Annotated in this window: 24 protein-coding genes and 1 pseudogene; 9 read left to right on the top strand and 16 right to left on the bottom strand. The window is 59.9% G+C overall.

Features of this window, described 5'->3' with window-relative positions:
* The first annotated feature begins 6 nt into the window (after nucleotides 1–6).
* A complete protein-coding gene (locus P3T24_RS00280; RefSeq protein WP_429431422.1) occupies nucleotides 7–891 on the top strand; it encodes a LysR family transcriptional regulator in 885 nt (294 codons plus the stop codon).
* A 16-nt stretch (nucleotides 892–907) separates the two neighbouring features.
* On the opposite strand, the gene P3T24_RS00275 is transcribed toward P3T24_RS00280, so the two are convergent.
* Together P3T24_RS00275 and P3T24_RS00270 are read right to left on the bottom strand one after the other, a co-directional pair.
* Nucleotides 908–1,630, bottom strand: a complete 723-nt coding sequence (locus tag P3T24_RS00275; RefSeq protein WP_429408534.1) for an alpha/beta hydrolase — start codon at nucleotides 1,628–1,630, stop codon at nucleotides 908–910.
* Nucleotides 1,631–1,871: 241 nt separating this feature from the next.
* Nucleotides 1,872–2,216 carry a DUF4148 domain-containing protein gene (locus tag P3T24_RS00270; protein ID WP_074266262.1) on the bottom strand — a complete coding sequence of 115 codons (345 nt, stop codon included), beginning with the start codon at nucleotides 2,214–2,216 and terminating at the stop codon, nucleotides 1,872–1,874.
* A gap of 589 nt (nucleotides 2,217–2,805) precedes the next feature.
* Between P3T24_RS00270 and P3T24_RS00265 the strand changes: the two genes are divergently transcribed.
* Nucleotides 2,806–3,063, top strand: coding sequence for a DUF2866 domain-containing protein (locus tag P3T24_RS00265; RefSeq protein WP_074269206.1), 258 nt, complete (start codon nucleotides 2,806–2,808; stop codon nucleotides 3,061–3,063).
* Here the strand turns inward: P3T24_RS00265 and P3T24_RS00260 are convergent.
* Together P3T24_RS00260 and P3T24_RS00255 are read right to left on the bottom strand one after the other, a co-directional pair.
* A complete protein-coding gene (locus P3T24_RS00260; protein ID WP_074266263.1) occupies nucleotides 3,060–3,434 on the bottom strand; it encodes a GFA family protein in 375 nt (124 codons plus the stop codon). The genes P3T24_RS00265 and P3T24_RS00260 overlap by 4 nt on opposite strands.
* Before the next feature lie 119 nt (nucleotides 3,435–3,553).
* Nucleotides 3,554–4,177 carry a 2-hydroxychromene-2-carboxylate isomerase gene (locus P3T24_RS00255; protein ID WP_429431419.1) on the bottom strand — a complete coding sequence of 208 codons (624 nt, stop codon included), beginning with the start codon at nucleotides 4,175–4,177 and terminating at the stop codon, nucleotides 3,554–3,556.
* Nucleotides 4,178–4,729: 552 nt separating this feature from the next.
* Here P3T24_RS00255 and P3T24_RS00250 point away from each other — a divergent pair.
* Nucleotides 4,730–5,584 carry an oxidoreductase gene (locus P3T24_RS00250; RefSeq protein ID WP_429431416.1) on the top strand — a complete coding sequence of 285 codons (855 nt, stop codon included), beginning with the start codon at nucleotides 4,730–4,732 and terminating at the stop codon, nucleotides 5,582–5,584.
* Nucleotides 5,585–5,632: 48 nt separating this feature from the next.
* Here P3T24_RS00250 and P3T24_RS00245 read toward each other — a convergent pair whose 3' ends face one another.
* A complete protein-coding gene (locus tag P3T24_RS00245) occupies nucleotides 5,633–7,114 on the bottom strand; it encodes an HD domain-containing phosphohydrolase (RefSeq protein ID WP_429431413.1) in 1,482 nt (493 codons plus the stop codon).
* A 70-nt stretch (nucleotides 7,115–7,184) separates the two neighbouring features.
* Here P3T24_RS00245 and P3T24_RS00240 point away from each other — a divergent pair.
* Nucleotides 7,185–7,295, top strand: a pseudogene (locus P3T24_RS00240) (alpha/beta hydrolase); the annotation flags it as partial.
* Between the two features lie 149 nt (nucleotides 7,296–7,444).
* Here the strand turns inward: P3T24_RS00240 and P3T24_RS00235 are convergent.
* The 7 genes from P3T24_RS00235 to P3T24_RS00205 form a co-directional block, all read right to left on the bottom strand.
* A complete protein-coding gene (locus P3T24_RS00235; protein ID WP_074266267.1) occupies nucleotides 7,445–8,035 on the bottom strand; it encodes a BPSL1445 family SYLF domain-containing lipoprotein in 591 nt (196 codons plus the stop codon).
* A gap of 108 nt (nucleotides 8,036–8,143) precedes the next feature.
* A complete protein-coding gene (locus P3T24_RS00230) occupies nucleotides 8,144–8,323 on the bottom strand; it encodes a CsbD family protein (RefSeq protein ID WP_074266268.1) in 180 nt (59 codons plus the stop codon).
* A gap of 268 nt (nucleotides 8,324–8,591) precedes the next feature.
* Entirely contained in the window at nucleotides 8,592–8,780 is a 189-nt protein-coding gene (locus P3T24_RS00225) for a hypothetical protein (protein ID WP_429286068.1), read from the bottom strand.
* A gap of 142 nt (nucleotides 8,781–8,922) precedes the next feature.
* Nucleotides 8,923–9,306 (bottom strand): DUF4148 domain-containing protein, encoded by a 384-nt coding sequence (locus P3T24_RS00220; protein ID WP_429408535.1) that lies wholly within the window; start codon nucleotides 9,304–9,306, stop codon nucleotides 8,923–8,925.
* Between the two features lie 58 nt (nucleotides 9,307–9,364).
* Complete coding sequence (locus P3T24_RS00215) at nucleotides 9,365–9,706, bottom strand: DUF4148 domain-containing protein (protein WP_429431410.1); 342 nt, start codon at nucleotides 9,704–9,706, stop codon at nucleotides 9,365–9,367.
* 145 nt (nucleotides 9,707–9,851) lie between these two features.
* On the bottom strand, nucleotides 9,852–10,118 hold the full coding sequence (locus P3T24_RS00210) for a DUF4148 domain-containing protein (protein ID WP_429286070.1): 267 nt from the start codon (nucleotides 10,116–10,118) through the stop codon (nucleotides 9,852–9,854).
* Between the two features lie 251 nt (nucleotides 10,119–10,369).
* A complete protein-coding gene (locus P3T24_RS00205) occupies nucleotides 10,370–11,308 on the bottom strand; it encodes a hypothetical protein (RefSeq protein ID WP_429431407.1) in 939 nt (312 codons plus the stop codon).
* A gap of 352 nt (nucleotides 11,309–11,660) precedes the next feature.
* Between P3T24_RS00205 and P3T24_RS00200 the strand changes: the two genes are divergently transcribed.
* The 3 genes from P3T24_RS00200 to P3T24_RS00190 all read left to right on the top strand — a co-directional run bounded on the left by P3T24_RS00200 (nucleotide 11,661) and on the right by P3T24_RS00190 (nucleotide 15,195).
* Nucleotides 11,661–12,350 carry an O-methyltransferase gene (locus tag P3T24_RS00200; RefSeq protein ID WP_429431404.1) on the top strand — a complete coding sequence of 230 codons (690 nt, stop codon included), beginning with the start codon at nucleotides 11,661–11,663 and terminating at the stop codon, nucleotides 12,348–12,350.
* A 759-nt stretch (nucleotides 12,351–13,109) separates the two neighbouring features.
* Entirely contained in the window at nucleotides 13,110–14,204 is a 1,095-nt protein-coding gene (locus tag P3T24_RS00195; protein ID WP_429431401.1) for a porin, read from the top strand.
* Between the two features lie 397 nt (nucleotides 14,205–14,601).
* Nucleotides 14,602–15,195, top strand: a complete 594-nt coding sequence (locus P3T24_RS00190) for a LysE family translocator (RefSeq protein WP_074266277.1) — start codon at nucleotides 14,602–14,604, stop codon at nucleotides 15,193–15,195.
* 25 nt (nucleotides 15,196–15,220) lie between these two features.
* Here the strand turns inward: P3T24_RS00190 and P3T24_RS00185 are convergent, their stop codons facing one another.
* Nucleotides 15,221–16,060 carry an AraC family transcriptional regulator gene (locus P3T24_RS00185; protein WP_429433200.1) on the bottom strand — a complete coding sequence of 280 codons (840 nt, stop codon included), beginning with the start codon at nucleotides 16,058–16,060 and terminating at the stop codon, nucleotides 15,221–15,223.
* 78 nt (nucleotides 16,061–16,138) lie between these two features.
* Complete coding sequence (locus tag P3T24_RS00180; protein WP_429431398.1) at nucleotides 16,139–16,945, bottom strand: alpha/beta fold hydrolase; 807 nt, start codon at nucleotides 16,943–16,945, stop codon at nucleotides 16,139–16,141.
* Between the two features lie 485 nt (nucleotides 16,946–17,430).
* On the opposite strand from P3T24_RS00180, the gene P3T24_RS00175 reads away from it, so the two are divergent.
* Together P3T24_RS00175 and P3T24_RS00170 are read left to right on the top strand one after the other, a co-directional pair.
* Nucleotides 17,431–17,670 carry a hypothetical protein gene (locus P3T24_RS00175; RefSeq protein WP_074266279.1) on the top strand — a complete coding sequence of 80 codons (240 nt, stop codon included), beginning with the start codon at nucleotides 17,431–17,433 and terminating at the stop codon, nucleotides 17,668–17,670.
* A 41-nt stretch (nucleotides 17,671–17,711) separates the two neighbouring features.
* The gene (locus tag P3T24_RS00170) at nucleotides 17,712–17,966 is read left to right on the top strand and encodes an H-NS family nucleoid-associated regulatory protein (RefSeq protein WP_122158068.1); all 255 of its coding nucleotides are present in this window, start codon (nucleotides 17,712–17,714) and stop codon (nucleotides 17,964–17,966) included.
* Nucleotides 17,967–17,990: 24 nt separating this feature from the next.
* On the opposite strand, the gene P3T24_RS00165 is transcribed toward P3T24_RS00170, so the two are convergent.
* Both P3T24_RS00165 and P3T24_RS00160 read right to left on the bottom strand, forming a co-directional pair.
* Entirely contained in the window at nucleotides 17,991–18,539 is a 549-nt protein-coding gene (locus P3T24_RS00165; protein ID WP_429431395.1) for a glutathione peroxidase, read from the bottom strand.
* A gap of 84 nt (nucleotides 18,540–18,623) precedes the next feature.
* Nucleotides 18,624–20,081 carry an efflux transporter outer membrane subunit gene (locus P3T24_RS00160; protein ID WP_429431392.1) on the bottom strand — a complete coding sequence of 486 codons (1,458 nt, stop codon included), beginning with the start codon at nucleotides 20,079–20,081 and terminating at the stop codon, nucleotides 18,624–18,626.
* Nucleotides 20,082–20,084: the final 3 nt, after the last annotated feature.

The following is a 20,084-nucleotide window of genomic DNA, read 5'->3' as shown; positions in this document are numbered from 1 at the left end:
GTTCTAATGGAAGCTAGAAGCGAGCCTAATACCTTGAGCCTTTCACTCGAAATCGACCTGCTGCGCTCGTTCGCCGTCATCGCCGAAGTGCGGGCGTTCAGCCGCGCGGCTATCCGGATAGGCCGGACCCAGTCTGCGCTGAGCCAGCAGATGAAGCGCCTCGAAGAAATCGTCGATCAGCCGCTATTCCAGCGCACGGGGCGCGGGGTCGTGCTGACGAACCCCGGTGAACGCCTGCTGGTGCATGCCCAACGCATTCTGCGACTCCACGACGAAGCGATGGCCGATCTCTCCGGCAAAGGGCTTTCGGGCACGATCCGCTTCGGTTGCCCGGACGACTACGCTGCCGTGTTCCTGCCGCCCCTGCTCCGGCAGTTTTCAGCCCACCACCCGCATGCCCAGGTGGACGTCATGTGCGCGCCCACCCCACGCTTGATCGAACAACTGGAGATGCATGCGCTGGACCTCGCCCTGATTTCGTTGCCGGAGGATGCGCCGGATGACGGCATCATTCGCCGCGAGCCGCTGGTCTGGGTGGGCTATCCGGGACTGGATCCCGCGCACTTCGACCCCTTGCCGCTGGCGCTTTCCGATCCGGACACGCTCGATCACGTAGCGGCCTGCGAAGCGCTGCAACGCGCGGGCAGGGCTTACCGCGTTGCCTGTGCGAGCAGCAGCCTTGCGGGCCTCACAGCGCTGGTGCGCTCGGGGCAAGCCTTTGCTGTAATTACGCAGACAGCCGTCGCGCCGGACCTCGCCATAATCAGCGGCGATCCAGCGCTTCCGCCGTTGCCCACCATCGCCATTACGCTCAGGTTCGAGCGTAAGCGCCCGGCGCCGCTGACCGCGGTATTCGCGGAGCACATCAGGCTTACGCTGCCGTTGCTTTGATTGCGCTTCGGGCGCATTACTGTTGGGCGTGCTTCGCTGCGTCTTCAATTACAGCCGCCACTTCCTTCGGACGCGATTCGTACACCGAATGACTTGCGCCGGCCAGCACCGTGGTGTGGCTATGGGCACGCTGGTAGTAGAAGCGTTCGAGATCCGGATTGATGATCTTGTCGTCAGCGGCCACGATGCCCCAGCTTGGCTTGGTGGTCCATGCAGCGACCGTCATCGGCGCCGAGAAGACCTTCGCTGCCGTCAGGATCTGCGATTGCGCTTCGAACTGCGCCTGCTTCAGCGGCAGGTCCGCAGCGAAATCCTTGGGGAAATCCGCCGGATTCAGGTACGTATAGCCATCGTCGGTCTTCTTGATGGCGCCCGGCTGCTTCGACGTGTAGCTCGGGTATTGCTTGCCCAGATCCGACTCGTCTTCGCCGACAGCCGGCGCATGCGCGGCCACATACACGAGTCCAGCCACTTTCGGATCGACGCCAGCTTCGGTGATGATCGAGCCGCCGTAGCTATGCGCGACGAGAATCGTAGGACCATCCTGCAGGTCGATCACGCGCTTCGTGGCCGCGACATCGTCGTCCAGCGAAGTCAGCGGTTCCTGCACCATGGTGACGTGGTAGCCATCTTTGGTGAGGATGTCGTACACCGGCTTCCAGCCCGAGCCATCCACCCACGCGCCGTGTACCAGAACAATGTTCTTGATCGGGGTGGCGGGTTGTGTCTGTTGCGCCATGGCACCGGTCGATGCAAACAGGCATGCGGACAAGGAAAGAATCGATGCAGCGAGAGGTAAGACTTTCACGATCAAACTCCATTAATAAGGAAAACGAAATTTTTAAAAAATAGCTGGCTTGACTGGCAAGTCATGCTCGACTGTGCGACGCACTCGTCTATCAAGCCACCTACTTCTACGACTGGAACAACTGGCGATCCTGCACAAGACAACCCATCGCGCAGGATCCTGGATGCAGCATTTAGCTACCGAAGTACACGTTGCAGAAGCTGACCGGGCCGACACAAGAGCGCATCGCCGTACGGGATGCCGAACCCGATGCCGAGCTACCGTTCTGCGTGACACCGCCGACGGCCTGGTTGGTCAGTTGCTGATCGTTCTGCGAAGCGATCTTTGCTTCGGCAGCCTGAATGTCAGCCGGGTAGTTGATGTCGTTTTGACCCGGGGTATATCCGGCCTGCTCGACACGCACGAGATCGGCACGAACTTCCGCACGGGTCACGGGTGCATTCGACTGAGCAAAGCTGAGAACAGGGGCGCCGAGCGTGGCAGCGGCGAGAGCAAAACCTGCGAGCATCTTGTACATGATTAAGATTCCTAAGTAACGTTAAATTTAGTTGGCAGTTAAAACCGCCTTCGGGGTTGAGATAAACAGTCCGGTTCTGGCCTACGGCCTATGACCCATGGCCTTGTGCTACGCGCCTCGTACTGCGTCTACATAAGGGCGAACACAGGGTGCCAGGGTTTATTCCAGGATTTTTCGAAGCAACCTCTCGGCGGCTCGTGTTCATCCCTCGCAAGCCCTTGCTGGCTGGAGCCGGAGACCAATTTCCTGCGACAGACAAATATTCGCGCAGGCGCATCGCGGCCTCCAGCCATTTGCGACCAGTCGGCAATACGCAGCGTGAAATGCTTCTGAGGGTCGCGAAACACGCGTTACCGATGCGCCGTTGCGTTTCTGCAAACGCTTAACGCCGGTTACCACGTCAATCGTTAAGTTCTGTCCCGATCAGGGCTTTCTGACGTGGTCTTAAGTCTGGCTTAATTTTCCCCTGCAACTATGACGCTCAACATCCCCTGTTGAGCCGCCTGAACATCGGCGGCGTTTTTTTATCTGAGGGATGCTGTCGGCGCATCGCAAGATGTTGCGCACTCCTGCGAGGGAAGAACAGACCATGGTTGAAGATACGGTATTCGAACATCTGCGGGCCATGCCCGACCACGACTGGGTGCGCCAGATTCAATCCTGCACGGTCTCGGACCCATTGCAGCACCCATGGGGACGCTCCTACCGTCTGGTCGAATGGACGCTGAAGCACACTCCCGATTCCTGCCGTCGCGTGGTTCCCGCGGAAAGCACACCGCTTGAAATCGCTCAAGCTGTCGTATCGCACGTTCCGGGCCGACGCTTCTGCCAGCACGGCGATAATTAACGGTAGCACGCGCTCACAGCACGCTTCGGCGTCAGGGCCGGATTGGCGTTGTCGAGGCAGGCGGCGGCAATCGACACGTACTCGCTGCCCGTCGCATCCACCGCGCCCCGCCCGAAGGTGGCCGCTCCACAGGTCCGGCAGAACAGATGGTGTCCGCCGCCCGTGCCGAACTGATAGTCACCGAGTTCCGCTTCGCCAGCTAACAGGCGAAAATCCTCTGGCTTGACCAGCGTCTCCGAGACGCGCTGCCTCGCACAGATCCAGCAATTGCAGCGGCGACGCCCGTTGTTCAGTTGACCGGTGTTCAGTTCAATATCCGCCTCGAATCGCACTGCGCCGCAATGGCAACTGCCGTGGTAGGTCTTTTTCATGGCTCAATCTCCGCAACCGCTGATGGGAAAGGCTTCTACGCGATGTTGAAGCCCATTCTAGGCAGGGGCTCCTGCCAGCGTGCTGTCAGGAGGGAAGCGGATCGTGCCGTTTTTACGTCTTAAGGCGCGCCTGCGGCAAACGCCAGTGCATCGTCCAGCCGGTCGTTGCCCCAGAACATCTCCGTGCCAACGAAGAACGTCGGCGCGCCGAAAATGCGCTGTGCTCGAGCCCGTTCAGTCTGCTCGCGCAATTTCAGCTTGTTGGCATCGGTAAGCGCGTCGGCGATGATCTGTTGCGCCGGCAAACCCAGATGCTCCAGCACCTCGCCCACCGCCGCCGGTGAGTCGATCTCGCGGTCTTGCGCGAAATTGAGCTGCATGACTTCGCGGCAAAACGCACCGATCCACGGCTCATTGGCCCCGAGCGTCGCCACACGCAATGGCAGCAACGCACGGCGTGGAAAGTCCGACGGTTTGCGCCACGGGACGGCGTATTTTCTGCCCTGCCGCTCCATGTCCTTCCAAACGTACTCGCCTTTCTCCTTCTGCGCGACGAACGGCGACGTGTCATAGCCCAAGGACTGCAACACAGGACCCAGCAGAAACGGCTGCCAGCGAACCCGCACATGATGCATGGCCGCCTGCGATTCAATGCGCATCACGCTGAGGTAGCTGTAGTTGCTGGCGAAGTCGAACCAGAAATCGATCTCCGGCGTGCTTTGGACGGGCACAGCTGTATTCATTCAGAAAACTCCCCTCGTTATAGGCAACAAGTCAGCGCAGGCAACCTGAGCGCGACATCTCGAAAGCCTACAAATGCCACACAACGCCTCGAATTTGCAATCGTTGACAGTCGTCTCATGCGCTTCGTCCTATGATCTCGCCATCAACTCATCACGTATATGGATATCGCAATGGCTTACCCATATGACCTTTTGACCGCAGCCTGCCTCTTCATCATCGTCATATCTTCGTCGATCCTGCTGGCGCTGTCCTGACTGCCCCTCGCTGGCACCGTTCTCACGCGGAATCGCCAGATCAGCGACAATGGACGGGCTAACCTGCCGTCCATATATCTACATTTGAGCCGCGCACGCCCCTTCTCGCTCCTGCAGCGACTCGACGCGCCTTGTGTCCTCAGGCGCCGCTTCCGGCCCCTCGCCGTACCCGGCGAAGATGAGCCGAACGGTCAGGCACGCTAATAGCAACCATCACCCCTATGCTGCCCGCGGCGCACCACGCCGCCAGGCAGCTTCACTCTTTTTGCCTCTGCAAAACGAACAGGAGTTTCCCAAATGATGAATCGAGACAACCCCGTCTGGCTGATCACTGGCTGTTCCACAGGCTTTGGCCGCGAACTGGCGAAACTCGTGCTGGAGCGCGGCTGGCGTGCAGTGGTCACGGCGCGTGACACGTCGAAAGTCGCGGACATTGTCGAAGGTCACGGCGATCGCGCCCTCGTGCTGCCGCTGGATGTCACCAAACGTGCCCAGATCGACCACGCCGTCGCCCAGGCCAAAGAGCATTTCGGCCGCATCGACGTGCTCGTCAATAACGCCGGTTACGGTTACCTGGCCGCCATCGAGGAAGGCGAGGACGCGGCCGTGCGCGAGATGTTCGAGGCGAACGTGTTCGGCCTCGTCGACACGACCAAGGCCGTGTTGCCGGTGATGCGCAAGCAGCGCAGCGGTCTGATCGTCAACGTGTCGTCGATTGGCGGCCTCACCAGCTTCGCCGCGACCGGCTATTACCACGGCACCAAATACGCGGTGGAAGGCATCTCCGAGTCGCTGGCGACCGAGGTCAAGCCGCTCGGTATCGACGTGCTGATAGTCGAGCCCGGCCCGTTCCGCACCAACTGGGCGGGGCCGTCGATCAAACAATCGGCGACGCAAATCGAGGATTACGCGGCCACCGCCGGCGAGCGCCGCAAGCAGACCGCCGCCCGCAGCGGCAATCAGGCGGGTGACCCGGTACGGGCCGCGCAGGCCATCATCGATGCCGCGCTCTCCGACACGCCGCCGTTGCGTCTGCTGCTCGGCAAGGCCGCGCTGGAACTGGCCCGCAAGAAGCTCGATTTCCTGCGCAGCGATTTCGACGCGTGGGAAGCGACCACTGTGGGCGCGGACTTCCCGGAAGGGACGAAGTAAGGGGCTTTATCCGTGCACGGTGAACACGTGGTGCGCACCGCCCGGTGCTCAGATCAACCCGAGCGTCGACGCCTTCAACGTAGCGGCGGCCCGGGTTGAGCATTCGAGCTTGCGAAACACGCTTTCCACATGCGTGCGCACCGTGCTTGGACTCATCTGCAGGGCGCGGGCAACTTCCTTGTTGCTTGCGCCCAGACTGATCTGCCGCAATACCTCGGATTCGCGCGGAGAAAGCAGCGACACCCGCGCCGGCCGGGCCCGTGCTCCGGCACTGCCCGGCTCCTGAGCGTTCTGCTCGCAGGACAACAACGCGTTGACCGCATCGGCATCGAAGCGCCCCTGACCCACCTCTTCGTTGATCAAGGCAGCCGCATCGCCGACGGACAAAGCGGCGCGCCACGGACGCGGCGAGCGCAACGCCACCCAGCATGCCGCAGCAGCCAGCACGCGGGCCTCCAGCCCGATCGTCGCGCCAGCCGCGCTGCGGAAATAACCCGAGCCGTCGAGCCGCTCGTACGCGTGCGAGGCAAGCTCCGTTTCCCGCGCGAGCGCGCCGATCTGTCTGCCGGCGCGTGCGGTCCAGTAGGGCACGAGGCGTACCTTCTCCCAGGCGGCGGGCGAGAGCCGCCCGGGCGTGTTCCAGATCGCGTTCGACACCGCCATGCGCCCCATGCCGTGAATCAGACCGGCCAGATAGATGCGTTGACCGACCTCGCCGTCGAAGCCGAGTTGCGCACAGCATCCCGCCGCGGCCTCGGCAACGCGCCGCGAGTAACCGGCCATCCACGGCAGTTTCAGGTCGATTACGTCGGCGACGATCTCCGGCGCAGTGGACTGCTGCATCGGCAGCGCATCCAGCGGTTCGTCGCGGCCCACCGCGGTTTGCCGGTCGAGTTCGGCGAGCCATCCAGCTGCGTGCGCACAGGCGACGCGCGCCAGTTCCTCAGGGTACTGATGCCCCGCCTTCTGCGCGATCAGCTTTTGCGCGCCGTCCAGTCCGTACACACGGCTGAGAATCTCCAGATCGCTCGCGAGCGCGACCAGAAATACCGCCTCCGGCACCTGCTTACGGTCGAGCCGTTCGGGCAACCCTGCACCGTCCCATGCTTCGAAGATGTGCCGCAAGGAGGCTTGCGTCATATCGTCGAGACCTAGCATGCGGGCGATTTCCCCCGACACCTCGCAATGGATCTGCGCGAGCGGCTGGATGGTCGACTCAAAGCTCCCGTGTGCTTCAGCCTCGCCGGCCCATCCTGGCCGCATGGCAAGCATCGCCTCGCGGCCGCCGATATCGTCGCCGAGCCACTCGGAGAAACCCGCCGCATTGGCCGTGCAACCCGACCAGCGCAACAGCGATACCTCCTGCACCACGCAGCATTGGACCTGGTCATAGCCGGCTTGCGCCGCGAGGCGCGCGGCCAACCAACTGGTGCGCAGCGAATGATCCGTCGGCTGTCCCATGCTGAGATCGCCGATGAACGCCAGTGCCTTGACGGCGTCGAGCGAGCGGATTGTTGAAACGTCTGCCATAGGTGTGTCGACCTGTTCAAAAACGCAAAGGCGCCTTCAGCGCCGCGGCCAGCCTCAGCTGTCCCCCGGTAAGGATCGCATGATCTCGCCGCAACTGCAGGAAGCGATGGCGCAGCGGATCGGCGCGACGGTGGTCAAGGTGGACGCGAGCCACGCGGCGATGCTGTCGAAGCCGGCTTAAGCAGCAGCGGCGATTATCGAAGCGGCGCGTTCGGTCAAGCAACTGGCGGGGCAAGCGGCCAGGCAGCCGCAGTATGAAAAAACGGCGGGGCGATCGTTATCGCCCCGCCGTTTTTGCTGACACCTCCCCTCGAAGCCGAGGTCAGATGGTCAGATCATCAGCCGTGAAATCTTCGAGCCTTCCAGCGAGACACCTGCCATCAGCCCTTCGTTCGTCAGCACAAAAGCCTGCACCGGGCTCGTCGCAGTCGAGGTATCGACATCGCCATTGGCGCCCACCTTCAGCACGGCCACCGTTGCATCGGCGCCTGCGGCCCAGCCCTGGCTTTCGCGGAATTTGTTCAGCGCGTCCTGCGTCATGAACATCATCACGATCGCCTTGGATTGCGCACCAATCTGCAGACCGAACGAACCGGCAGCGATGCTGTAATAGCCTGAGGGTCGTCCGGCGACGCGCAGCGCACCCTGGCCATATTGGCCGCCGACCCAGAAGCCAGCCGCGATAACCGATGGGAATACCAGTACGCCCTGTGATTTGGCGACGAGCTCATGCGAGCCGTGCACCGTGTCATAGAGACGGGCCAGCGTGGAATCGACACCCGCATTGATGGTTTGACGCTTGCCTGCATCGGAGGATGCGCCGGTGTCTGATGACGGCGGAGTCGTCGTGCAGCCAGCTAACGCGAGACCCGTTGAGGCGAGCGCTACACTGGACGAGAGGATGAATTGTCGGCGACGCATGGTTGATTCCTTTGTTATGTGATGTGGTTGTGAAGCCGCGGTCGGTCGCACCGCGAACGGCAGCAACAGCAGTTGCCGATAAGCGGCGCCCAAGCTTCAGGCAGTGAATCAGCGGACCGTCTTTCTGATGCGCGCCTTCGCATTACCGAAGGACTGACGGATCCCGCCGGCCACCTGCTGCAAATCGCCCTTGATCTCCTGCGATCTGTTGCCGGTCGCTTTTCCGACTGCTTCATTCAGCTTGCCCTTGACCTTTTGGGCCGTGCCTTTGACCTGGTCCTTGTTCATGCAACCTCCTTGAATGATGAGCTAACTCTCGCGGCTGCCTCTTTACTGCAAAATGCGGGCCAAGTCGCAAAACGTACCGTTTCAAAGCCGCTGCAAGGCACAACGCCCGCATAAGCGGGCATGAAATCAAGGGGATAAAGACGGGAGGGAGAGATACGCGGCGAAATGCCGATTCATCGGGCAGACAGGGAAAAACGACATCCGCCCGGTACGTCTTACGTGTGTGCTTGCAGGCACACGCGAACCAGCCGGTCAAACGGCCCATCATCTAACGGGGTGGGCGCGTACCTGGCCGACGGTTCTTCCAGTTTTGCACCAGCAACGCGACCACGCCGCCTAGCGCGAGCGTCGCCACATAACCGGCCATCCGCACCACGCCCTCGCCATAGGAACCGGCAAATACGATGACAAGCGTCGCCGCCACGAAGAGTATGAGCAATCCGACCATCGGCTTCATCTAAAGGCGCCTCCGCAGTGGGCTTCAGAACCGGCATCACAACTGAAATGAGAATCGCGATGGGTGAAACGCGCAAGTGCGGCAAACCCGGCAAAGTCGAACTGCGCTGCTAGCGCGATTGGGTCGCGATAGCTTACTCAACTTAGCCACCGGAATACAGCGAACAAAAACTGACCGGACCGACGCACGCAGCATTGCTCCCCGTACCATTCAACGGCGCGCGAGTGCCGCTTTCACTGGATCCCGACGACGGGACGCCCATGCTGGTCGTTTCGGCCGCATCACCCGCAGTACTGTTTGCGACAGCTGCGCCGTTTTGCGCCGCGATTTTCGCTTCGGCGGCCTGAATGTCGGCCGGATAGTTTGGGTCGCCGGCGGCCGGACTATAGCCAGCCTGTTCGACGCGTACGAGGTCGGCGTATACCTGTGCCCGGGTGACCGGAGCGTTGGCGGATTGCGCAAAGCTAAGCGCGGGGCTCGCGAATGCGCAGGCAGCGAGAGTGAGGCTGATGAACGTTTTCATGATGTAAATCTCCTTGCTTCAATGGGAGAGACCAGACAGGGACGGCAACCGGACGACGACCTTAGCTGCCGAAAAACGGTGTGCAGAAATCGACCGGACCCACACACGCTTCACCGGTTGTATTGCTGTTCATTCCCTTGGGTTGACCACCGGCGCTGGTACCCGACGTATCCGAACCGACGCCGCTGGTGTCCTGCTGCTTCAGGTGCGCGACCTGCTGCGCAAAGACCGGACTCACGTCGGGATATGACGCGTCGGTCACGAAACGCGAGCCGTTGTTCTCCGCCTGAATCAGTTCCTGACGAACCTCGGCACGGGTCTTTTCCTGCGCAAAGGCATTCGAGAACACGCCGCTCGATGCGAGGACGGCAACTGACATAGCAACCATGGCAAGCTTTTTCATTTCTAACTCCTAACTAATATGGGTTTAAACTGGTCGAGAAATCTGGCGATGCGTTCATCAACCACTCATCAACGTTAACATCGAGACTGCGTCGGTTATTCCAGGATTTCAAAAACTATCTGTTGCACCAACTGGTTCCAGCCGTTTAGTTCGCAGTGCTACCATATGTAGAACCGTCAACGATCTTGCTGGTGTTTGCAGACGAAGCCATCGCCTGTTGCTTCAACCGGGAGACCTCCTGCGCGTACACCGGGCTCACATCGGGATATGAGGAGTCGGTCACGTAGTTGAGGCCGTTCTGTTGCGCCTCGATCAGTTCCTGATACACCTGCGCACGTGTCTTCCCTTCAGCGAAAGCGCTAGACGAGGCAAGCACAGCAACAGACAACACCGCAAAAGCGATCTTCTTCATGATGAACTCCGGTGAATTTGGGTTGGCCTACACGAAGGAGAACCCGAGTTGCGCGGCGTTTATTCCCGGCGAACGGAGAAATGCACGAACGAGTGCGCCCGAACGCTACTCGCGGGCGAAAAAATCGGGAGAGGGGGAATAGAGCGGGTTGCGGACGTGTTAACGGATACGAACGGGCGTGCGCCCACCTTCATATGCCGCAATGCGAGCGCCGTTCAGCACAGGCTGCGCTGGCGACGCGTGCTGTCGTACTACCAGTTGAGCACCACCGGATGGCTGATCATGCTCGGCGCACCGCCGGGCCCGGCAGGGTCGGGGTTGCCGAAACGCGGCAAAGCGCCGTCTGTGCGGGCGCGTTCAATTTCCATCTCAACCTCGGCACGCGTCTTTGGGGCCTGACTGGCCACCGCCGGTAGCGAGGCCGGCTTTGCGTCGGATTGCGTCGTCTGCGTGGCCTGCGTGACGGGTGGAGAGAGCACAACAGATTGCGTGACGGGCGGTGCATCGACCACAGGCTGCGCGGGCCTCGGCGGCGAGGCAGTCACTGGCTGATTGACGGAAACGGAGCTTGAGACGTCGCTAGAGGCATCGTTCTTTGCGCTTACGCTCGGGTTCGGCGCGATTTCAACGCCAGTTGCATGCCTGCCCTGTTCATATTGCGGCCCGCTATCTGCATCTGCCTGAATCGGTTGCGAGACGGTGCGGCCATGCCCGGTTCGCGACGCGGATCGCCATGCAGGGCGCCCCGAATGCGGCACCGCCGTCGACCTGAGCGGATTTTCGACCACGGCAGGCGCATGATTCGTGGCACCTTCGCGCGCCTGCAATTCCGTCTGAAGCGCTGCGATTCGCGGATCATCCTTGTAAAGTGACTGCTCGGCGCCCAGCAGTACCCTGGCGGAACCAAGATCGTTGCGTTGCAGGCTCGCGCGAATCGCATCGAGAACCTGGGTCAGACTGGCATCTGCAGTAGTGCCCGGCGCAAGCGACACCTTTCCGCTGGCCAGCGTGGCCGGCCGTGAACCCACTGGCGAGTCGGCGGCGGGCACGTCGCGACGTTCAAAAACGGCAGAATCGCCGAAAAGGTCCCCTTTCCGTTGACCCAGCGTAAAAGCTGCCACCGCAAGAGCGCCCAACAACAGGCTGGTGAGAATCGTTACTTTTGGGTTGCCAATCGGGTTCGTGATCATGACGTCAGTTCCGTAAAGCCCTCGATAGGTTATGCCTCTACCTGGGTTACGTACGGTGTCACGCATCAATTGGATGCGACAAGTTTTAGTCGGTATCCGCCACGATGAAGGTTGCGGGCGCATCTATTCGATGCGATGGGGAACGTCGAACGCCGCTATTCTTCAGTCTATTCGGATGCGTCAAAGTTCGACCGCTGTGGGTCAAAAAGTAGAGCATGGAGCGTCTGCCAAACTCCGTCCCAGTTGCAAACCAGCATCCACGAATGCCTCCCAACCTCGCCTGTCATACCCCGATAAACTACCCTGCACACGGCAAAACGTTAAGTTCAGGATCTCACGAACGGAGAATTCGATGATTACCGACACATGGAACGCTGTAGACGACTACCTTTCTCGAGGACTCGTCAAGTCCGACACGGCGCTCGACGCCGCGCTGGAAGCCAGCACCAAAGCAGGCCTGCGAGCCATCAACGTAGCACCCAATCAGGGCAAGTTTCTCAACCTGCTCGCAAAGATACACGGCGCGCGACGGATTCTCGAACTCGGCACGCTAGGAGGGTATAGCGCCATCTGGCTTGCACGAGCGCTGCCCGAAGATGGCAGCATGATTTCGCTGGAAGCCAACCCGGACAATGCCGATGTCGCGAGAAAGAATATCGCGGCTGCCGGACTGGCAAACAAGGTCTCCGTGATTACCGGTCTTGCGGCCGAAAGTCTCGAGCAGATGATCCAGAGCAAGACGCCGCCGTTCGACTTTATCTTTCTCGACGCTGACAAAAGCAGCTACCCCGAATACTTGCGGCTCACGCTGCGGTTATCGCGGCCGGGAACGGTCATCGTAGCCGACAACGTCGTGCGCGACGGCAAGCTCGTCGACCCGCAGAACAACGAACCGGATGTGCTCGGCGTGCGGGAGTTTTTCGACATGCTCGCCGCAATGCCGGGCACCGAAAGTACGGCGGTTCAAACGGTGGGCTCGAAAGGTTACGACGGTTTTTCCATAACGATCGTCTCCGCACCACCAACGGACGTCGGCAGCTAACGAGCATTGCGCGCCAGGGGAGTGGTCGCTCCCAGATGAGTCCAGCAACTATCGAACGGGCGACCGCTTGCGTCAGGCTTTATGTTGTGAACCGGCACGCCAAAACCATTGTGGATCCCTAATGTAATTGTGGAAAAATCCTTACCAAAAATTGCATTCATCCCGTCGAGGCAGACAAGATTGCGATCTCTTTTCTTTAATATCTTTTCTGCTTATTGCCATGTCATCACTCATCCTCAGCGTCCCTGTTCCATCCAGGCCCCTGACGCCGTGTTAAGCCCTTATCCCAACGGCGCTTTGCCCTCTCTTTGTTTCATCAATCCATAGCACAAAAGCTATCGTGAACCTCTATTCGCCTTTCGAATGTGGTTAACCCGCACTTCCCGATCGCGGTCAGTTTTCGATATCTTCGCTTCCTAACAAAATCATGATTCGTATTCGATGGAATCGGATACGGAAAAGTATTTCGGGGATGCGTATGTTAGCTGCAGGACTTATCGACATCACAGCGCTCATCGACGCTCGCAGGATGTCGGCACATCAATGTGCGAGTCATCGAGACCGTCGTCGCCTGCCTGCCTAGTAGCCTTTTGTCTTCACGCTAAGAGCTCTTCGCCGGGCTCGCCTCTTGAGGCGAGCCGCGATCCGCGATCCGCTTCGTCACCCAGAAAGTGACCTTTCACCGGCTTTCCCCAAGAAAGATAAAGAAATAATTTATTCGATCTGTAGTACTAAGAGCACGCAAGGAGATCTTCAAGCATGAAAAAGAAACAGATTACGTTAGCCATCCTCGCCGCTGCCTGCACGACGACGGCAGCACACGCGCAGAGCAGCGTCACGCTCTTCGGCATGGTCGATACCGGTGTCACCTACGTCAGCAACGAGTCCGGCAAACGAAACGTCAAGATGGACGACGGCGTCAACGGACCGAATCTTTGGGGTTTCCGCGGCGTTGAGGACCTCGGCGGCGGCACCAAGGCTATTTTCGAACTGGTCGACCAGTTCGAGCTCGACAACGGTGCATTCATGCCGAATTCGAGCCTGTTTAGCCGGACTTCGTTTGTCGGACTGGTGAACGACAAATTCGGTAAAGTCACCGCCGGCAACCAGTACGACTTCATGACCGACTCGCTGTATTTTGCGGGCGATGATCCGGCGGAGCTCTCGGGGCATTTTTACGACTTCCGCGCAGGCCCGTTCACGAAGCTCGACTTACCGAGCAATGCCACCGGAGCTTTCGACTGGGACCGCATGGCCGGCGAACGCGTAACGAATTCGGTCAAGTACGTCTCACCGGTTTTTGCCGGCTTGAGCGCCGGTGCGATGTATGGTTTTGGTGGTGTGGCAGGGTCGATCGGCGCGGGCAACTCCACGAGCTTCGCGCTTAACTATGCTGCCGGATCGTTCGGTGCCAACGCGGCTTATACCAACATCAAGTACTACACGGCGGGATCGCCGCAGGTCAGCGTGCGTAACTGGGGATTGGGCACGCACTACCGTTTCGGTGGCTGGGTCACGAACGCATTGTTCACAACGGTCCACAATTCCGCCAACGGTGGCGCGGTGTATGAAGGCTCATTCGGCGCGCACTATAACTTCACGCCGGCTTTGAGCGCAGGGGCGTCGTACATGTACATGAAAGGCAATGAAACCGTCGACAATAACCACGCTCACCAGATCGCGGGCATCGTCGACTATGCGCTCTCCAAGCGCACCGACGTGTACCTGCTTGGCGTCTATCAACGGGCTAATTCGGGAGCGGATGCGCAAATCAACGGCATGAACGATTCGGGCGATGAATCGGACAGCCCGAGTCAGGCTGTTGTCCGCATCGGCCTGCACACGCACTTCTAAGCTCTCGACTTAGCGGGAATGACGGCCGCGACCGCGCGATGCGATCGCGGCCTTTATCACTAGAGGTTGGTCGTCCGCTGCCTTTGACGAGACCTCCTCGTACAAGTCTTTATTGGGTATCAGACTGTGCGATGCGATACTGACATTGACCGATCAACTCGATTCATGTCGCATACAAAGACACATGTCACTTACCATTTTCGGCACCAGCCGCTCGCGCGCACTCCGCGTTCTCTGGATGGCAAGCGAGCTTGGTCTCGCGTTTGAACACGATCCGCTCACCTGACTCATCCCGCCCATCCCCCCAACAAAATCACCAAAGGGTAGTTTTCTTCAATACGCATCCCCCCTCCCCCGATACCTTCGAGCCTTCAGATCGAACGTATCAAGGGGACCCATGAGCATCTTTCTATCCATGGCAGCGTTTGCACTCGCTGCATCAATTTCACCCGGGCCGGTCAATATCGTCGCGCTCAGCACCAGCGCCCACTATGGACTGGCGGCAAGCATGCGGCATGTGACCGGCGCGACGGTCGGCTTTACGCTGCTGCTCCTGCTGATAGGCCTGGGACTGCGTGACGTGCTTGACCAGTGGCCGTGGTTGACACGATTCATCCAATGGGCGGGCGTAGCGTTTCTATTCTTCATGGCTTACAAGCTGGCCATCGACGATGGAAAGATGGGTGCGGACCGGCCCAAGGCAGCCCGAGGCCCGTCCGCGGTGTCTGGAGCCGCAATGCAGTGGCTCAATCCGAAAGCATGGCTAGCCTCCATTGCAAGCATGGGTGCCTATGCAGCTAACGGAGACCGGACTTTGATCTGGCAGTTCACCGCGCTTTACTTTGTGATCTGCTATGCGTCCATCGCTTGCTGGGCCTACGCAGGGTCGTTTCTGCGGCAGCATCTGCGCAATCCCGCCCGGGTGCGGATATTCAATCGCATCATGGCGCTACTGCTGGTTGCAAGCGCTATCTATCTGCTCGTAGCCTGAAAAGCGTTGGCGACGCGCGTCGCAATCACCCCTTGTACTGCCCCGGGGTGGCTGCGACGAATTTCCTGAACGCCCGCTGTAGATGAGCCTGATCGGCAAAGCCAGCTTCAACGGCTACCTCGGCGATCGCTCGCCCGCGTTTGAGTTGCGAGCGGCTATATTCGATGCGGCAATTAACCAGGTATGCGTGCGGCGTCATGCCGTAACGTTCCTTGAACGCACGAATCAGATAGGAAGCAGAGAGATCCGCCGCAGCGCAAATCTCGTCCAGGCGCAGCGATTGAACGCAATTCTCCCTGATGTATTGGGCCGCGCGCGCGAGCTTGAGGTTAACGCTGCCGGTCGGCACCGGCGCAGGGGTCAGCGCGCGATACAGATCTGAAAAGAAATCGACGGCAACGCTGTGCTTTTGCAAAGTGTCCGAATCTTCATCGGTTAGCGCTGCATACAAACCGTTCAATCCGCCATAGAGACCCGCCTGCGTGGTCAGCGTAGATGAGAATGGGCGGAAATTGGCGCTCTGACTAACACCGAGGTCGCGCTGAAGCTTGCCCAGCCATGCGGCATCGACATAAAGCATACGGTACGACCAAGGTTGATCGCCGTCCGGATTACAGGCGTGGACTACTTCCGGATTGATGACCACCACTGACCCCGGCCCCGCACGTTCCACCACCTTGCCGTTCAGATAGGTACTACGACCGCCTGTCACTGCCCCAATCGAAAACGTTTCGTGAGAATGCTTGCCATAGCACACCTTACGACCGTCTTCGACCGAACGCGCTTCGATAAATGGCAGCGCTTCATCGCGCCAGAAGGTCTGGACCGTAGGCTCCTTCATCGGTGAGTTCGGACTGCTTTTCATGATCAGCGTTTTTTTAAACCCGGTATGCGGCACGGCAAAGCTCGATACGTCCAGCATGCCACAGAGCGCCACTTTGCGTCAGGCCGGAACCTTGCGAAGAAAATCGAGCATCACATCGTTGAACTGTTCGGGCCTTTGCAGCGGCGCAAAATGGCTTACACCCGGCATCAGGATCAACTCGGCCCGCGGAATACTGCGGGCCAGATACTCCGCATGTTCCGCCTTGATGAATTCATCATGCTCGCTTTGCACGATCACGACTGGCACTTGAATCTTCGCCAGGTCGCTAGCGGAGTAATTCGGCTGGGTCTTCATCATTTCGCCGACGGCGCCGACAAAGGCCTCGAACTGATCCGGCGTGGCCGACAATTGAGCATAGTCCGCAGCATGGCGTCCGAGGCACCGCTCGATGACCGGTGTCATAACGAATTCCTTCGTGCCGGTAGCGTCCATGTTGCAGCCAAAGAAGAAGACGCCGGCAACACGCTCAGGGGCTTTGGCGCCGAGGATCAACGCGGTGCACGCCCCGTCGCTCCAGCCCACTATGGCGGCTTTTTTCAGTTGCAGGACGTCCATGACGGCAAGCACGTCGGACGCCATCAACTCGTAGGAATAGGGACGCGCATCACGCGTACTGCGGCCATGACCACGACTGTCGATCAACACGGCGCGATATCCCGAGCCGACCAGCGCAGGCACCTGCCAGCCCCAATTTCCGCTGTGGCCCAGGCCTCCATGCAGCAGAATCACCGGCGTGCCGGTTCCGTAGATCGAGTACGCGATTCGCGCACCGTCGTGCTCCACAATTCCTTGATCGCTTGCCGCAGGCAACGGAGGTGCGCCATGGGCAGCAAAATTTTCGAGCTCGTCGTCGTACGGTTCCATGGCGGTTTTACCTGTATAGGCGTATACGGATGGAAGAATAACCGACTAACAGCAACATGGCACCCGGCCATTCGCGCGAAACTACGACTCGCCGAATCCTGCGGATGGAACTGAACAAGTTAACACCGATCCAAAGAAGTTAACACCCCGGCGTGATATTTAACAACATTCCCCTGGCGCGCGGACGCGGTTCCTGGCAAGCTATGCAAACCGGTCGCTGTTCTCAGGCTTTTCTCCTGGCGTATCGCCAATTAAAGTGGTGTAATTAACATCATCTGCAGGTTGCCTGGGACTGCCATACTATTTGCTTCCAGTTGCAATGCAAGACCAGCGCGCTAACCATCGCATCATCACGCATCGCCTGATTTCGAAACGCAGAGAACCTGACCAGAATACGTCACCCCTGAGTAACGTCCCTGCGCCTTGCCCCTGCGGACAATCATCCTGTTTGATTTGAAGTTCGATTTAAAGAGTGGAGGTTTATTATGTCGACCCATGCGCACTCACGTGAAGCAAATGCTGCCGAACGATTCGTTCGTGCAACCAGGCAAGTAGATATTGCCTTTCGCGTAGTCAGAGGCGAGGACGTGCCGCAAAACCGGCACATCGAGCACTCCCTTGCGCTTCGCCAGCTCGAACAGGCGTTGGACGAACTCGCAGAGGCTCAGGATTTCTTCGACTCGGCGGTGGTCAAGATCGCCACGCAACCGAAGAGGACCAATTGATACCGTCCCGCTCGCTTTCGTTTCCTGGCCTATCAGAAACCATGTCCACGACGATTGAACGACTTGATGGCGAAGCGCGCGAACGTCTGATCCGCTGGATTCGCCACCGCATGGAAGAATTCGGCATTACGCTGCCGGCGCTCGCGGAGTCTCTCGAGTCCGACCAGAAAAGCGAACAGGCGGTGGCGTACCGGGACGCCTGGGGAAATACCTGGAACGGTAGCGGCGATCTGCCGGAGTGGCTGCAGCGGGCCGTAGCGGCCGGCCAAAGTATCGAACACTTCCGCTGCAGCTAACAGCTCTGGGTCACACCGCCGAGTTTAGTGCTTTGCCAGTTCGGCGTCGATGGCCGCCAGCAGACGCGGGTCGTCAGCCGTGACGTCAGGGGCAAAGCGCCCCACTACGTCGCCGTTGCGGTTGATCAGAAACTTTTCGAAATTCCACAGCACGTCCGCCGGGTTCTCAGGGTTCACGCCGTAGCCCTTCAGCTTTTCGCGGAACGGGCCATCACCGGTTGCAACCGGCTGCTTTTCGGTCAGCGCCGCGTACAGCGGATGCTGGTCTTCGCCAAGCACGGAGATCTTCGAGAAGAGCGGGAAGTGCACGTCATACTGCGTGGAGCAGAACGAGGCGATCTCGTCATTGCTGCCGGGCTCCTGGCCTTTGAAGTTGTTAGCCGGGAAGCCCAGCACTTCGAGACCATCGGCGTGCTTTGCCTGGTAGAGACTTTCCAGGCCGCTGTATTGCGGCGTGAGACCGCATTTGGAAGCAACATTGACCACCAGCAAGACTTTGCCGCGGTAGTCGGCAAGGCTGCTGTCCTGACCGTCGATCGTTTTCAGGGGAATGTCGTGTAACGCTAATGCCATAAATCCTCCGTTGTCGCCTGGTGAGAAAAATAACGTGGGCGAGACAGAAGACTAACGGAGTTCTGCGTTTGCTGCCGGCGGTGCCTAGCCGGGGGTTTGCCACCCCAGGCCTAGACTCTTTTGCAGGGCCACGTAATCCTTGATTAACTGCGCTTCGCTCTGAATGCGGTTCTGCTCCGCCGAATAGCGGGTTCGCTCGGTATCGAGCCAATCGAGCGCCGTGGTCGTACCCGCGCGGTAGCGTTGTTCGGTCAGCACCGCGGCGTGCGTAGCGGAGTCTTCCACCTCGCGAAGGCTCACGGCGTTGTCGCGTTCGTGGCCGTAGCGCGAGAGCGCCACATCCGCGTCCTTTAGCGCGCCCAGCACCGTGCTCTCGTATTTCGCCTCGGCCTCGTCGCGGCCGGCCTTCGCCTGGTCGACGCTCGCCTTCACGCGGCCAAAATCGAATGCATTCCATTGCAGATAAGGCGCGGCAACCCACGTGTAACTGCTTTTGCGAAACAGATGACCGGGTTCGGACGCGCTAAAGCTCAGGTCGCCAAATAGCGTGACTTTCGGAAACCAATCCGCTTCGTGCTCGCCGATCTGCGCATTCTGCGAGGCAAGCCGCCGCTCGGCCGCGCGGATGTCGGGACGCTGACGCAACAGACGCCCTGGGTCGCCCACCGCCACCGTCGCCGGCAACGTGGGAAGCGGCTTCTGTGCCGACAGTTCGGCATCCAGCGCACCGGGCTCGCGGCCCGTGAGCACGGCGAGTTCGTCGAGCGATTCGGCCACCTGCGCGTCGAGCGGAATGATGCTCGCCTGGGTATTTTCGACCTGCGAGCGGATCCGTTCTACATCGAGATCCGAGGCCACGCCGCGCGCACGGCGCTGTTCGGTCAGCGTCAGAATGCGCGTTTCAAGCTCGGCGGATTCGTGGGCGATGCTCACGCGCTGCTGCTCATCGCGCAAGCCGACATACGCCTGCGCCACCTCGGCGGCGAGCTGCACATGCGCATCGGCGAGATCGGCCTGCGAGGCATCCGCCTCTGCCGACGCCGCTTCGATCGCCCGCCGCGTGCCGCCGAAAAGGTCGATTTCCCAACTGGCATCGAAGCCCGAGAGATAAAAACTGATCGGCCCGCTACCGCTCGAGGACGAACTCTGTCCGCCTTCGAGCGATGACAGATCCGGGGTAGGCGTGCGCAAATACGCGGCGCTACCCTGAACCTTGGGCAATTCGTTGCGCTGCTTCGCTGTGAGACCGGCGCGCGCCTCGCGGACGCGGGCCTCGGCGGCATGCAGATCGGGACTGTTCTTGAGCGCCGTATCGATCAATGCGTTCAGTTGCGCGTCATCGAGCGCGAGCCACCATTGCGCAGCCACAGGCGCCGTCGATACCGTGCCCTGCGGAGCCCGATTGAACGAGGTCGCCTGCGCGGCGATCGGTGCGGCCTGCGGCGCGCCGTGGTAGTCGGGCCCCACCGTGCAGCCAGCCAGCGCCAGCGCGGCCGCCACGGGAAGCAGGCCGAAACAGAGAGCAGAGTTGAGTGACTTCATATT

Source organism: Paraburkholderia sp. GAS33 (assembly GCF_050436645.1).
Lineage (GTDB): Bacteria > Pseudomonadota > Gammaproteobacteria > Burkholderiales > Burkholderiaceae > Paraburkholderia > Paraburkholderia phenazinium_B.
The sequence above is the reverse complement of the archived record's forward strand: the minus strand, read 5'-3'. Positions and strand labels throughout refer to the sequence as shown.

Bases quoted from the DNA above. Each gene is read 5' to 3' on its own strand.
- P3T24_RS00280 (WP_429431422.1), top strand. From the start codon at position 7: ATGGAAGCTAGAAGCGAGCCTAATACCTTGAGCCTTTCACTCGAAATC.
- P3T24_RS00275 (WP_429408534.1), bottom strand. From the start codon at position 1,630: ATGGCGCAACAGACACAACCCGCCACCCCGATCAAGAACATTGTTCTG.
- P3T24_RS00270 (WP_074266262.1), bottom strand. From the start codon at position 2,216: ATGTACAAGATGCTCGCAGGTTTTGCTCTCGCCGCTGCCACGCTCGGC.
- P3T24_RS00265 (WP_074269206.1), top strand. From the start codon at position 2,806: ATGGTTGAAGATACGGTATTCGAACATCTGCGGGCCATGCCCGACCAC.
- P3T24_RS00260 (WP_074266263.1), bottom strand. From the start codon at position 3,434: ATGAAAAAGACCTACCACGGCAGTTGCCATTGCGGCGCAGTGCGATTC.
- P3T24_RS00255 (WP_429431419.1), bottom strand. From the start codon at position 4,177: ATGAATACAGCTGTGCCCGTCCAAAGCACGCCGGAGATCGATTTCTGG.
- P3T24_RS00250 (WP_429431416.1), top strand. From the start codon at position 4,730: ATGATGAATCGAGACAACCCCGTCTGGCTGATCACTGGCTGTTCCACA.
- P3T24_RS00245 (WP_429431413.1), bottom strand. From the start codon at position 7,114: ATGGCAGACGTTTCAACAATCCGCTCGCTCGACGCCGTCAAGGCACTG.
- P3T24_RS00235 (WP_074266267.1), bottom strand. From the start codon at position 8,035: ATGCGTCGCCGACAATTCATCCTCTCGTCCAGTGTAGCGCTCGCCTCA.
- P3T24_RS00230 (WP_074266268.1), bottom strand. From the start codon at position 8,323: ATGAACAAGGACCAGGTCAAAGGCACGGCCCAAAAGGTCAAGGGCAAG.
- P3T24_RS00225 (WP_429286068.1), bottom strand. From the start codon at position 8,780: ATGAAGCCGATGGTCGGATTGCTCATACTCTTCGTGGCGGCGACGCTT.
- P3T24_RS00215 (WP_429431410.1), bottom strand. From the start codon at position 9,706: ATGAAAAAGCTTGCCATGGTTGCTATGTCAGTTGCCGTCCTCGCATCG.
- P3T24_RS00210 (WP_429286070.1), bottom strand. From the start codon at position 10,118: ATGAAGAAGATCGCTTTTGCGGTGTTGTCTGTTGCTGTGCTTGCCTCG.
- P3T24_RS00205 (WP_429431407.1), bottom strand. From the start codon at position 11,308: ATGATCACGAACCCGATTGGCAACCCAAAAGTAACGATTCTCACCAGC.
- P3T24_RS00200 (WP_429431404.1), top strand. From the start codon at position 11,661: ATGATTACCGACACATGGAACGCTGTAGACGACTACCTTTCTCGAGGA.
- P3T24_RS00195 (WP_429431401.1), top strand. From the start codon at position 13,110: ATGAAAAAGAAACAGATTACGTTAGCCATCCTCGCCGCTGCCTGCACG.
- P3T24_RS00190 (WP_074266277.1), top strand. From the start codon at position 14,602: ATGAGCATCTTTCTATCCATGGCAGCGTTTGCACTCGCTGCATCAATT.
- P3T24_RS00185 (WP_429433200.1), bottom strand. From the start codon at position 16,060: ATGAAAAGCAGTCCGAACTCACCGATGAAGGAGCCTACGGTCCAGACC.
- P3T24_RS00180 (WP_429431398.1), bottom strand. From the start codon at position 16,945: ATGGAACCGTACGACGACGAGCTCGAAAATTTTGCTGCCCATGGCGCA.
- P3T24_RS00175 (WP_074266279.1), top strand. From the start codon at position 17,431: ATGTCGACCCATGCGCACTCACGTGAAGCAAATGCTGCCGAACGATTC.
- P3T24_RS00170 (WP_122158068.1), top strand. From the start codon at position 17,712: ATGTCCACGACGATTGAACGACTTGATGGCGAAGCGCGCGAACGTCTG.
- P3T24_RS00165 (WP_429431395.1), bottom strand. From the start codon at position 18,539: ATGGCATTAGCGTTACACGACATTCCCCTGAAAACGATCGACGGTCAG.
- P3T24_RS00160 (WP_429431392.1), bottom strand. From the start codon at position 20,081: ATGAAGTCACTCAACTCTGCTCTCTGTTTCGGCCTGCTTCCCGTGGCG.